This window comes from Prevotella sp. PTAC (genome assembly GCF_013166535.1).
Lineage (GTDB): Bacteria > Bacteroidota > Bacteroidia > Bacteroidales > Bacteroidaceae > Prevotella.
Window position 1 is genome coordinate 1 of sequence record NZ_JABKKK010000002.1, and the last position, 12854, is coordinate 12854.

8 protein-coding genes and 2 pseudogenes are annotated in these 12854 nt (G+C 48.1%); 4 read left to right on the forward strand and 6 right to left on the reverse strand.

The genetic code is table 11. The annotated features are described in order from the left end of the window. Positions 1 to 297: 297 nt before the first annotated feature. Entirely contained in the window at positions 298 to 1326 is a 1029-nt protein-coding gene (locus tag HPS53_RS01855; protein WP_016272550.1) for an IS110 family transposase, read from the forward strand. Between the two features lie 343 nt (positions 1327 to 1669). Here the strand turns inward: HPS53_RS01855 and HPS53_RS01860 are convergent. The 6 genes and pseudogenes from HPS53_RS01860 to HPS53_RS12560 all read right to left on the reverse strand — a co-directional run. Beyond that, positions 1670 to 6352: pseudogene (locus HPS53_RS01860) on the reverse strand (DNA methylase); the annotation flags it as partial. After that, positions 6342 to 6788, reverse strand: coding sequence for a DUF1896 family protein (locus tag HPS53_RS01865; RefSeq protein WP_135984924.1), 447 nt, complete (start codon positions 6786 to 6788; stop codon positions 6342 to 6344). The gene HPS53_RS01865 and the pseudogene HPS53_RS01860, both read right to left, overlap by 11 nt. A gap of 297 nt (positions 6789 to 7085) precedes the next feature. Then, positions 7086 to 8504, reverse strand: a complete 1419-nt coding sequence (locus HPS53_RS01870) for a DUF4099 domain-containing protein (RefSeq protein ID WP_135984922.1) — start codon at positions 8502 to 8504, stop codon at positions 7086 to 7088. Positions 8505 to 8546: 42 nt separating this feature from the next. After that, positions 8547 to 8870 (reverse strand): helix-turn-helix domain-containing protein, encoded by a 324-nt coding sequence (locus tag HPS53_RS01875; RefSeq protein WP_135984920.1) that lies wholly within the window; start codon positions 8868 to 8870, stop codon positions 8547 to 8549. Further along, positions 8858 to 9214, reverse strand: coding sequence for a helix-turn-helix domain-containing protein (locus HPS53_RS01880; protein ID WP_168355206.1), 357 nt, complete (start codon positions 9212 to 9214; stop codon positions 8858 to 8860). Before HPS53_RS01880 ends, HPS53_RS01875 begins: the two co-directional genes overlap by 13 nt. Before the next feature lie 286 nt (positions 9215 to 9500). After that, a pseudogene (locus HPS53_RS12560) lies at positions 9501 to 9713 on the reverse strand (tyrosine-type recombinase/integrase); the annotation flags it as partial. 283 nt (positions 9714 to 9996) lie between these two features. On the opposite strand from HPS53_RS12560, the gene HPS53_RS01890 reads away from it, so the two are divergent. Genes HPS53_RS01890 through HPS53_RS01900 form a run of 3 tightly spaced genes read left to right on the forward strand, consistent with a single transcriptional unit; the run spans position 9997 to position 12848 of the window. Then, complete coding sequence (locus tag HPS53_RS01890; protein ID WP_172204011.1) at positions 9997 to 11226, forward strand: site-specific integrase; 1230 nt, start codon at positions 9997 to 9999, stop codon at positions 11224 to 11226. A gap of 30 nt (positions 11227 to 11256) precedes the next feature. Next, entirely contained in the window at positions 11257 to 12474 is a 1218-nt protein-coding gene (locus HPS53_RS01895) for a site-specific integrase (RefSeq protein ID WP_172204013.1), read from the forward strand. A gap of 11 nt (positions 12475 to 12485) precedes the next feature. Continuing rightward, positions 12486 to 12848, forward strand: coding sequence for a hypothetical protein (locus HPS53_RS01900; protein ID WP_172204015.1), 363 nt, complete (start codon positions 12486 to 12488; stop codon positions 12846 to 12848). The last annotated feature ends 6 nt before the right edge of the window (positions 12849 to 12854 follow it).

A 12854-nucleotide genomic window follows, 5' to 3' on the forward strand; every position in this document is an offset into this window, starting at 1 on the left:
ACTCTTACCTTTGCAGTGTCAATAGCGATTGGCACTTTTTTCTAGTAAGAGAGATGTCCATCGGGTGGATAATTGTTTGTAGTTTTGCTAAAATGATTGTCCATCGGCAGCGAGCCCATCAACCACTTTGTCCTCCTCTGGAGATACCGTGATTTAGATTTCGCCGCTGCCTTTTTTATATCTTTAGAGCCTGGACAAAGTATCGTAAGCCGGATTGACCGAGCTTGAGTTCTGCCAAGAGTGAAGGTGACGAAGATTATTGACAGTCAGATTGTATAACCAAATAATCCAATTGACATGCAACCGAGATTTAAACCAACTGTCTATTTCCGCCAGTGCGTGGGTATAGATATCGCCAAATCGACATTCATGGCCTGCCTGTCCATGCTTGATGCAGAAGGGTGTAGCACATCGCCGATAGAATTCACCAATGACAGGCACGGATTCAACCAGTTCGTCAGATGGACGCGTAAAGAGTCCCTCAAAGGGTATCCGCTTTGTTTCGTCATGGAGCCTACAGGTGTATATTACGAGGCTCTTGCAATGCACCTTACCAAACTCGGGATGACCGTTCATGTTGTTCCGGCAAACCGAGTCAGGGACTTCGCAAAATACGAAGGATACAAGACTAAGACCGACAAAATCGATGCCTATATCCTCTCGATGCTCGGATGCGAGAATCGCAAGCTCAAGAATTGGGCGGCACCGGATGAGCAGTTTGCGTCAATACGGTCATTGTGCCGCCTGCGCACCTCTCTGGTAAAACACAGCACGATGCTGAAGAACCGGCTTGGAGCACTTACTGTAAGCTCTTTCTCAGACAAAAAGACTGTAAGGATATGCTCTGCCGCACTTGATGATATTGATAAAAACATATACAAAGCCGAGACCGAGATCCGGAATCTCATTGATAAATCCGAGCAATTCAAGGAAGCAGTCAGACTGTCAACTACTATTCCGGGAATAGGTCAGACTACTGCCGCCGCCATACTTGCCGAGGTCGGATGCTTCGCCAACTTCAACAATCACCGGCAGGTGGTCTCTTTTGCCGGTCTGGATGTCGTGGCCCGTCAGTCGGGTCCGCAGGATCCAAAACGCCACATATCGAAGAAAGGAAACTCGACAATCCGATCCATGCTCTACATCTGCGCGATGTCTGCCATACGTTTCAATCCCAAGATGAGAGAGTTCTATGACCGGATTAAGAAATCCAATCCGTCAGGGAAAGTGGCCCTTGTCGCCGTCATGCGCAAACTCCTGATTCTGATGTATTCAGTCTGCAAATCCAAGAAACCTTACGACCCGGAACACTCCACTAAAAACTGACAGATAAAAAAATAGGCCGGTGATAACACTCGGCCTACACGGGATGGGCGATTCCATATCGGAATGCGTCCTCCATAACTATGCGCAAATTTAAGCTGAATTTTGCACAAAACCGAGCGTTTGACAGGGAAAAATTACAACTTTATCGACAAAAACATTCCTCTCTCCTTCTGGGAGGGGATGCCCGAGCGGCGGGGGCGGACTAAACCGCCCCCAAGAGCGAATACGCGTCTTGGGTAACTTATAATTGTAGCGAATCAGATGGCAATTTACGCCATTTTGAGAAAAATACAGATATTGGTCAATTTTTCCTCAAAAAGATTTGGATTTTATCACAGTATCTAAATACAAACTGTGTGCCTTTCTGTGCGTCATACTTTCGGTAATATTCTGCAATCATCTTAGCACAGTGGCTTGCCTTGTTATTCGGATCATCCTCATACGAGGGGTCAACCATGCGCATATCAAGAGCCATCTTTCGTGCATAGTCAGTGGCAATGAGCATCTTCGCCTTTTCCTCAGTGTCCGATAAAGGCGCACGACCGAGGATTTTTGCATCGCCAGTCTTGGCGAACTCCATCAGCTTTTGGATAAAAGCCTCTTGGTCCGGAGTCGGTGGAATATTATGCAGTATCTCATTCTTCATCGGACGGTCAACGCCAACATCCTCTGCCGTGCGGTAATCTGTTATCTCATTGTAAAATGCAGCCAACTCCGGCACCTTGATAAAGTACCTGAAACGCTCTTTCGCCACTATGTTATTGGTGACATTAAACTCAAAATCAGTCGTCTTCTTGGCGAAGATGGCCGCCCACGCATCGAAGCATCTGATGTCCTGCCTTTCAAGCTCTTTCGGACGGAGATATTTGAAGAGCAAGTACAATTCCGTGAGCGAGTTGGAGATTGTCGTGCCACTGAGAAAAGTTGCGCCCAAATCCTTGCCAGTCCGCTCTTGGATTGTTCGGATGGCGTAGAGAAGATTGAGGGCGCGTTGTGAGCCTTCCGAATTGCCCAATCCCGCCACACGGTCATGTCTGGTGTTGAACATCAGATTCTTGAACTGATGCGACTCGTCCACGAAGATATGGTCAATGCCCATCTGTTTGAAGTCCACCATGTCGTCCTTCTTTTCCTCCATCTGGTGCTGGATTGTGGCAATCTTGGCGGTGAGGTTCTCCTTACGCTTGATAAGCCCTTTCAGCATACCACGGGATATGTCCTTGCCTTGGTCTTTCAGCACTTTCAGATTTTCCTCGACGGTATCAAGCTCTGCCTGAAGAATCTGCTGCTGCATCTCCGGTGACTGCGGTATCTTGCCGAACTGGTCGTGCGACATTATTACGCAGTCATAGTCGTTATTGCGGATATTGTTGAAGAAAGCGACACGGTTCTCCGCCTTGAAACTCTTTTCATCGGCAAAAAGGATACGGGCATTGGGATATGCTGTCTGATAGGTCATGGCAATCTCGGCGACATTGGCTTTCAGTCCGATAATCATCGGCTTGTGAGCTAATCCCAATCGCTTCATTTCATGCGCTGCAATACACATTATCAGCGTTTTACCACAACCCACTTCAAAATCACAAATTCCGCCACCATTCTGTTTCAGCATCCACACGCAATCCTTCTGCGACTGGTAAATGGAACTGATCCCGTAGCGGTCGCCCAGCATCTTCATGTTGAGGTCGGGGAATGTCTGGTGAGATCCGTCATATTTCGGGCGCACGAAACAGTTGAACTTGCGGTTATAGAGGTCAACAAGCCTCTCCTTGAACTCCGGTGACTGCGCTTCGAGCCATTCAGAAAAGCCGTTGCGTATCTCGTCAATCTTGGTATTGGCGAGTTGTATCGCTTCGCTGTCCGGTACCTTTATGTCGTTGCCGTTCTCATCCTTGCCTATGGACTTCTTAATGTCCGGCACGGTGTTATGCAGGGCGTGTTTCAACAGGTTCATGCCGTCGTAGGTTCGGTAATAGCCACGCACGCAAAATTCCTCCCATATCTTCATGTTCCCACGGTCAGCCTTAGCCGAATATTCGTCCATCGAGGAAGAATAGGCTATCGTCACGTTTGTGCCATAGAGATGGCTCATGTATGCGGAGTATATGCCCGTGGGTATCCAACGCTCGCCGAAGTTGAAGTCAAGCTCATCAAAAGTAATCTTTCTCGGAGTTGCATCCTGCAAGGCTTTGAGCGAGTCCTGCGCCATTTCGATATACGGCTCTATACCGTCATATCCGGGGAAGCCCTTTATGCGGTCGTTCTCCTTATCTATCCACGCTTGAATGTCCTCGGCTTTTTTTACCACATTGCCGGCGATGAAGCGGTCTGCAATCTCGTAATTCTCCACAAGAGGATTGTAATAGATGTGACCTTCGAGTGAATCAACAAGCGTATCCTCGTCCATATCTACAAGTCCGCCCATATACTCTAAATTAACCACTCCGTATTTATTGAGCGATGCGGAAAGAGCTTCCATAGGAGTATCAACCGAAGTGACCTCATCAACCGCAAAGGCTACGGGGTGGCCGAAGATGTCAGCCTTTACAAACATACCGTTCTCGCCGCGTTCCAATGCCAATGCGTCACGCCCATTGGCATCCATAAGGATAAACTTGGCGTTCTGCTTCTCGTTGAGGTTGCCGTACTTGTCCACAAACTCATCGTAATACTGGTTGAGGTGTTCACGGAGATGTTCGCTTGCTTCGTGTGTCTCAGCCTCGTAATGGTAGAGTTGCTGATACGTTTCGGATAAGGTGATATACAGCATGGCTCGTTTCTCCTGTTCAGATTTGAGAGCCAACGGAGTGAATAATGCTCCGTACTTTTTGACCTCTGAGAGAAAACCGACCTGACCGTTATCTACGACCATAGAACCATTCTTGTGGAAAAATTGAATATCCTCAGAGAAAGGACGGGGCGACATATCGGGCTTATCTTCCGATGCAGCCACTTTGGGCTTAGGTATAGAGAATCCTTCGGTACGGATAATCTCGATACCGACTTCCGCATCCTTCTTTTTTTGTTCCGCCGCCTGCCTTGCCGCTTCACGTTCCGCGAGTTGGCGGTGGGCGATACTCATCATCGTTTCATAGAAACCGTTGATGGGAGGATTATCTTCCCAGTTGAGAGAACCATATAATTCCAGCTCCTTATCTGTAAGCTGTCTGAACTTGGATTGAACCTTTGGCGAAATTTCAACTTTCGGTCTTTCAGAAGGCTTTGGCTTATCCTCATTTTTAGGCTGTGCCGATTGGCGTGGCTGACGCTGGGGCTTACCTATTGGCTCCAACTCACCGAAAAGATTGTAGGCGAACAATCGCGGGTCCGGGTTATCATTGTAATCGGGACTGCCGTCGGTATCAATTTCTTTGGCGGGTTCCGTTGGCGCGGAAGTGGTTTCCGGCGCAGATTGAACAGGCGCAGGTGTAGGTTCAGGCTCTGGCGCAGGTTTTGTTTCCGCCTTCTGCGGAGTCACAATCTCAGTAGGCTTGAATTCCTCACGCTGTTTCTGCTTCGGATCTTCAAGCTGCTCACATATTGCCACACGTTGCCCGGCTCTCACCAATTTCGGAAGATATGTGTCAAGGGCATGATGCGGAAATCCAGCCAATTCTATGGATCCGGCTTTGCCGTTCATCCGCCTTGTCAATGTGATACCCAATATCTCCGAAGACTTCACAGCATCCTCACCCATGCACTCGTAGAAGTCGCCGACACGAAAAAGAAGGATTGCATCGGGGTGACGCTTCTTCATCTCGGTGTATTGCCTCATTATTGGCGTTTCCGATATTTTCTTGGATTGCGTGGCTGTTAACTTTGGTTTGGGTGCTGTATAAATAGGTTCAGGCGTGGGCGGCTTTATCCCCTGCGAATTATACAACTCCTTGTCAAGACGCAATTTCAGCGACTCGTCAAGAGCCAGACGAATATCCCTTGCGATGCCATCTACACCGCTGCTGTGCTTATAGATAAACGCGGGCTTGCCGTATGGGTCTGTGCTGACACTCGCGTCGGTGCATATCACATTCTGCGGAAATGCCGCGAAATACTTGTTGGTGGGTGCCTTGCTGTCACGGTCAACAACCGACTGCACGAAAAATTCCTCGTCAGCCGACAATGCGGTTTTACCGCTATGCTTCTGGAGGATAATCAGGTCACTGCCTGTGTCAGTCCCGGCATTGTCGGAGAACGTGTTGTTAGGCAGACGCAATGCGGCCACCAAATCGGCACGCTTCACCATCTCCGCACGGACAAAGGGCGAAGCGGAGTTCATCACACCCTGCGATGTGATAAAGGCTACCAATCCACCCTCGCGCACGGAGTCAAGTGCTTTGAGGAAGAAATAATTGTGTATCGCCTTTGTCGATTGTCGGTAAGCCAGTTCCTTGCTCGTGGCATAGATAGGATCCGCCACGGCAAAGTCTCCGAAAGGGATATTGGAACAAGCCACATCAAAGTAGCCGTTGTAATCCGGCTCAATCTTTTCGAAGCCCTCAACTCTGACTTCCGAGTCAGGATGCAATGCTACAAGGATTTTGCCCGTGAGCAAATCTTTCTCAAACGCCATAGCCTCTGCATTGGGATAATCTCGCATGAACGAGTCAACGAAAACACCCTGTCCGGCACTCGGCTCCAGATACTTCTTGACTTCTACGCCATTGGTTTTGAGCGTATCAAAGATAGCATCGACAACCGGCGACGGAGTATAGAACGCCGTCAGCACTGATGTTTTCAGCGAGTCCATATACCGGGCAAATTCCCTGTCATCCTTTGAATACTCGCGGATAAGCTGGCGCAGTTCCACAGTAGGGGCAAACAGCTCGATGTCCGATTTGCTCCATTTGGCGGCATCCATAAGGCTGTCGGCATCATTGAGGATACATTTCAGTCCACCGAACCCGGCATACCTGCCCAGCACCTCCATTTCCTCGGCACTGGGCCCGCGCTTCTCAACACCGAGACGAAACGCCGTGCGTATCGCCTCGATGTTGTAGCGCATCGTCTGCAAACGCTTATAAGCCATTCTCAGTGAGGATTATGGAGATTATGCCTGTGAGTTCGCAGCGAAGCAGGTGATATGTTGCGGTGTTTACAAACGTGTTTGCATGAATGTCATAACTGTCAAACACATTTTCAACCATTCCGAAAGACAGGAGGAATGTCGCCATGAACGGACGCATCTCCTCGCTCACATCATCCTTGAACTCTTCTTCAAGGACATCCATAATTATCTCGTATTCGGAATATCGGTAGCCTTCAAGTAGTGCGGCCATTGACATCTCGTGTGCCTCGTCAACCTCGGCACCGTTGCGGCGTGCGTTTTCGTATGTTTCCTCGGCTTTTTCAGCGCGAGCGCGTATCATAGTCTCGGTAACGCCCTCAAAGCGGTACGATGCCAGATAGTTTTTCAGATAGAGGTAGTAGAACGACAGTTCTTCCTCGCGTGTTGGATTTTTCATCTTTTTGGAGATTTTAGTGGGTGGGTAAATGAAAAGCCGTCCGGGTATCCCTCCCAGACGGCGCCACTAAAATCCCAATCAGATGAATCAAAAAGATTTTATGATTGGATTCGGTGGCAAAGATAATAAATATCTTCGGTCCGGGAATGGGGAACGGCTCGATTTATTTTTATTCTCTACATATATCCTGCATTTATAGGAGATAATATTATGGTTGCAGGGGCTTTTCTCACCCCTGCAACCGGGGTTAATGAATATTGGGATTGCGTGGATTAGTGGCGCCGTTACGGGCAAAGTCTAAACTATCGGACCTTTGGGTTTTCGCTGCTGTTTTTGTTGGCTGTCATTCTTTGGCGCTGTCTGGCCCTGTTGAAGCGGCTCCTTCACATTCTTTGTGGCTTCATTGGTCCTGCCGTCGTTATTGACCGCCATTTGCGTAGCGCTCTCGTTTGACGGTGCAACGGTCTGTGCCAGATCCGGATTTTTGGTTGAGGCGATAGGCCGTTGTTTAGCCGGGTCGAACTTCAAATAAAGTGTGCATGGCTGACCCTTTGCGTCAACAGCATTTTCCAGCACCACCGTCTTGCCTGCCACATAATCTGCTTTCTGCTGTTCGGTGAAGCGGTTTTCCTTCCATTTCCCGATAGGACGGATATTGCCCTCGGCATCGGTCCAGCTGTTTTGTTGGGAGGACTGCTGACGCTGGCCCTGCGGCTGCTGTTGCTTCTCGACCATGTTGTGTTTCTGCCATGCTTTCGGAACGAACTCCACGCATCTGGAGTCGGCGTTGACCTGCAAAGTGGTTGTGAAAGTCTTGCCCTCGCGAAGACTCACTTCCTTGTTGATGAGTGGCAGACCGCTTTTCAGCGTCTCGATTTCCTCTTTTGTGAGGACTGTCTTGCCGATATTGCCGCGAATGTGCAACTTGTCCACAGGAAGGCTCACAATCTCGTTGGTCAGGCGGTCGAGGCTGACATACGAAGGTATCTTCTTACCGTCCTTGCCGTTGAGCTCCACAATCCTGCCGAGGTTGCCGGTGTTGAGCAACTGAGCCTTATCCTCTGCCGTGAACTGATGACCACGGTATTCCTTTTCAAGATTCGGCTCCAGATGGATGAAGTGGGGCACGAGTTTCACCATGCCGTTGGTGTCCTTGCGTAACGACAGACGGGCATCGAGTTCCATCTTTTCTCCGGCAAGAGTGGGCTGAATTTTCACAAGCCCCGATTTGCCGTAGTTGAGCATCTTATCAAGATCTCCCGACTTTTCAAGCTGCTCCCGGTCAACGCCCCAGTTCTCCTTGAAGGCAGCCCAGTCAATGCTGTTTCCGTCGATTGCCTGATACTTGTGCTGTGACTGCGATTGCGACTGTGATACCTCCGACGCTTCCACCTTGAAGGGTGCCAGCATCTCCTTGTTTTTCTCAGGCGATTCAAGCAAAGCGCCGAGACCTTGTCCTACCGTGCCGAAGTCGTCGGCATTGACGCTGAAGAAACCGAATACGGACGGATTCTTCGCCTGACGGAGAAAGTTTGACACAAAGGCCTCTACCGGATTCTGACCCTTTGTGAACTTCACGAGATCGCTGAGTTTCGCCGACTTGACATCGGCCATCTGCGGTGTGCCGTCGGGATTCTGCCCCGTCACCGCGCCGATTTGCCCTGTCTCGTTGTTTCGGGCAATCAGTACCTTTTCTTTTTCTTGGTTTTGATCCATTTGAAAATAATTAAGATTTTAGTGGGTTATTATGGTCCGGAACTATTCCGAATCTCTCAATTTCTGCATCTTGTCAGGACTGGTGATTATTTCCGCCACCTCATGCTCCAGCATACGGAGCTTTCCGCCTATTTTACGGAGAGGTATGCTCCCGAGGCGTTTCCAGCGGTAAATGGTGTTGGCTGTCACATTGAACACTTCGGCGAGTGCCGGCACATCATACACTCTCTCGCCCTGCACTTCGGGAAGCGACGGCTGGTTGCGTCTGGCGAGCGCATCGAGTTTCTTGTCCTGACGGTCAAGGCGGTCAAAAATCATCCGCATCCAACGCTCGAACGAGCCTTTCTCCATAGTTATCGTCTCCATGTCGTGTTCCTTTTAGAGATTACAGCATGGTAGTTATGCTCAAACTCAGCCTGTATTCTTGGAGTGGACTTGATTTTGCATCTTTCAACCGCATCCCAGATGTCATTATAGGAATATCGGCAGGAACCTTCCACGATGGAATATGCTATGCTTCCATTAGCCCTCATACGGGCAAGTGTCCGGGTGCTGACATTGAGCAGTTCGGCAGCCTCAGTGTTTGTCAGAAGACGGTCGGTGTCACGCTTTGTCTTTTCCTCAAAGATCGAGCGTATGAAGTCGGCTATGAAGGTTATCCCTTCCGAAATCCGCTCCAGTCTTTTTTCATCAATCAGTACGTAGCTCATATTGGGATTTTTAGTGTTGCTTGTCATTATTGACATCGCAAAGTAAATTCATAATCCCATGACCATTTCCTAATACTACCCATGAGGTAGGGGTAGTTAACGGCGATACTTAACAGCATTTAACAAAATTGGTATGTATGGGCAAAAAAAAGAGCCGCAGAAACAGGTTCTACGGCTCCTTTTAATATATTTTTTCCTTATATACCCATAAGATTTGATGCTTTTGGGATAAAAACACCCCATTTCAGAGGCCTATATCACCTTTATTTATGAATTTTGTTAACATTCATTTAGAAATTGACGCTGACACCCCAAGGCTTCCTCCCATTTTCTCGGCGAGTGCTGCCATATCCTTACTTATTTTTTGATTGGTAATTCGGGCGTATATCTGCGTAGTCTGAATATTGGTATGACCCAGCATCTTCGATACTGATTCGATGGGTACACCATGTGAGAGTGTAACGGTTGTGGCGAAGGTGTGACGGGCACAATGGAAAGTGAATGGTTAAGCAAGGAAAAGCAGACAGGTGAAGATAAAACGTAAGTCGTTTGAAATGAGCATAGTTTCAGTATTTTGCCAAATGTGGAAAAAGCAAATGAAAGCGGAACATTGAGGTTGTTCAGTTACCAAACCGTTAGCCGGGCAGTTACCGGACAAGGATAGGTAACGGGAAACAACGAAAAGAAATCCTCACCGTTTTGTTTTCGCTCATCCACAGCATTTTGCATATCAAGGAACGCTTATATGGCAAGTAACTTTGCACCTAAAAAAATATAAGCGTATGAAAGTTGAAAAATTCAAGGTGTTGCTCTACCTCAAGAGGAGCAGATTGGACAAGTCGGGCAAAGCCCCGATAATGGGCAGAATTACCGTGAACCGCACGATGGCGCAGTTCAGTTGTAAACTCTCCTGCACTCCCGAACTGTGGAATGCCCGTGAAAGTCGACTAAACGGAAAGAGCCGAGAGGCAGTGGAGGTCAATACGAAAATCGAGAAACTGCTGTTGGCGGTAAACTCTGCCTTCGACACTCTCATGGAGCGTAAGACAGACTTTGATGCAACTACGGTCAAGGAAGTGTTCCAGGGTAGCAAGGAGACACAAATGACCTTGTTGGCTCTCTTTGACAGACACATTGAGGAAATCAAGGCTCGTGTGGGTATAGATGTCTCACACCGCACTCCACCGACCTACATCTATACTCGCCGCCGTCTTGGTGAGTTCATCAGTGACAAGTTCAAGATTTCAGACCTTGCCTTCTGCCAACTCAACGAACAATTCATCCGAGAGTTTCAGGAATTCATCGTAATAGAGAAGGGTTTGGGTGTTCAAACGGTGCGCCACTATCTGGCGATACTGAAGAAGATCTGCCGCATGGCATTCAAGGAAGGACACTCGGATAAGTTCTATTTCGAGCACTATCCACTGCCCAAGCAGAAGGAAACGCCGCCAAAAGCATTGAGCAAGGAGGACTTCGAGAAAATCCGTGACATAGATCTTCAAGGATGCCGCCCCGTGCATTCTATTGTCCGTGATATGTTTCTTTTCGCCTGCTATACCGGGACATCGTATGTGGATGTGGTGGCCATCACTCCCGACAACTTATCACGGGATGACTATGGTGCGCTGTGGCTGAAATACCGCAGAAGCAAGAACGGGCAGCTCAGCCGTGTCAAACTGTTGCCGGAAGCGATTGCCCTCATCGAGAAATATAAGGACGCTACACGGGCCACACTGTTTCCAGTAATCCAGTATCAAGCCTTGAAATGGTGTCTGACAAGCATCAAAATGAAGGCCGGAATCAAAGGCCGCTTGTCTTATCACATGGGACGGCATTCATTCTCCACCCTTATGACGCTTGAAAACGGAGTGCCCATCGAAACCGTCAGCAAGATGCTGGGACATTCCGATATAAGGACAACCCAAGTATATGCCCGTGTGACACCGAAGAAACTCTTTGAGGATATGGACAAGTACATCGAAGCCACAAAGGATCTGAAACTTATTCTCTAACTATTCTCTAATCATTAAAACAATTCAATTATGCGAAGCACATTTTCAATTCTATACTACATCAACCGTGGAAAAGTCAAGGCAGACGGTACAACTGCTATCCTATGCCGTATCACCATTGACGGCAAGAAGAGTGTATTCTCCACGGGCTATTACTGCAACCCGGACAACTGGGACGCGAAAAGCGGAGAAGTAAAGGACACAAGGACTACCAATCTCCTTATCGCCCTGCGGGCCAAAATAGAAACATCTTATGAAAACCTGTTGAAAGAGACGGGTATGGTTACGGCAGAAATGCTGAAAAATGAGATAACCTGTGTGACAGCGGTCCCCACCACTCTCATGAAAGCAGGAGAGGAAGAGCGTGAACGGTTGCGAATCCGTGCGGAAGTGATAGAGTCCACATCTTCCTATCGTCAGTCCAAGTCCTCACAAGCCTATCTGCACGAATACCTCCTTTCACTTGGTATGCGTGACATTGCCTTCGAGGACATCACCGAGGATTTCGGCTGGGGCTACAAATTCTATCTGAAAGCCAAAGGATGCAAAGCGGGACACATCAATCATTGCCTTACATGGCTGAACAGACTAATCTACATTGCAGTGGATAGAGAAATCATCCGCTTCAATCCTCTTGCTGATGTATCATACGAGAAAAAGCCCGACAACAAGTTGAAGCATATCAGCAGAGCAGAATTGCAGAGGATAATGGAACAACCCATGCCGGAGAAACGGCAAGAGCTTACCCGAAGGATTTTCATCTTTTCGGCTTTCACCGGGTTGTCGTATGTAGATGTAAAGCGGCTTTACCCTTCGCATATCGGAACAACAGCAGACGGAAGACGTTACATCCGTATCAACAGAAAGAAAACCGATGTTGAATCTTTCGTGCCGCTGCATCCGGTTGCAGAACAAATCTTGTCCCTATATAATACCACCAATGACGAGGAGCCCATATTCCCCTTGCCCAATCGCAACAGCCTTTGGTTCTGCATCCATGAAATAGGCATATTGGCAGGTGTGAAAGAGAACCTCAGCTATCACGCGAGTAGACATTCATTCGGAACCATGATGCTTTCGGCTGGTGTTCCGATAGAGAGCATCAGCAAGATGATGGGACATACAAATATCAAGACCACACAGGGCTATGCCCGGGTGACCGATGATAAAATCTCGGAAGATATGGACAGGCTTATGGAGATAAGAAAGACACAACCAAACAGCGAAAAGACGAACAACATCAAATAACAATATCAATTATGAACAGAGGAATAATAACAATCAGTGAAAGCGGTGTGGTGAGTATGCCCACTTCACCCGTATGGATGACTCAATTCGAGATAGCCGACTTGTTCGGGGTGTTCTCGTGCGATGTTCGCAAGGCGATTCATGCCATCTACAAGAGCAAGGAACTAAGCGAGGCGGACACGATGAAGTATGTCAAGCAACCCGATGGAATCAGTTATGATGCTTATAACCTTGAAATGGTTGTAGCCATTGCGTTCAGGATAAGTAGTAAAGAGAGTATGCTATTCAGACGGTTTGTAATCAGCAAACTGAATGCTGGTAATGTCGCGTTATTTGTTTCTTATGACAGAGGAACTAACCGATGGTATAATTGAGTTCAT

Coding starts and splice junctions, on each gene's coding strand:
- HPS53_RS01855 (WP_016272550.1), top strand. CDS start 298: ATGCAACCGAGATTTAAACCAACTGTCTATTTCCGCCAGTGCGTGGGT.
- HPS53_RS01900 (WP_172204015.1), top strand. CDS start 12,486: ATGAACAGAGGAATAATAACAATCAGTGAAAGCGGTGTGGTGAGTATG.
- HPS53_RS01895 (WP_172204013.1), top strand. CDS start 11,257: ATGCGAAGCACATTTTCAATTCTATACTACATCAACCGTGGAAAAGTC.
- HPS53_RS01865 (WP_135984924.1), bottom strand. CDS start 6,788: ATGAAAAATCCAACACGCGAGGAAGAACTGTCGTTCTACTACCTCTAT.
- HPS53_RS01875 (WP_135984920.1), bottom strand. CDS start 8,870: ATGGAGACGATAACTATGGAGAAAGGCTCGTTCGAGCGTTGGATGCGG.
- HPS53_RS01870 (WP_135984922.1), bottom strand. CDS start 8,504: ATGGATCAAAACCAAGAAAAAGAAAAGGTACTGATTGCCCGAAACAAC.
- HPS53_RS01890 (WP_172204011.1), top strand. CDS start 9,997: ATGAAAGTTGAAAAATTCAAGGTGTTGCTCTACCTCAAGAGGAGCAGA.
- HPS53_RS01880 (WP_168355206.1), bottom strand. CDS start 9,214: ATGAGCTACGTACTGATTGATGAAAAAAGACTGGAGCGGATTTCGGAA.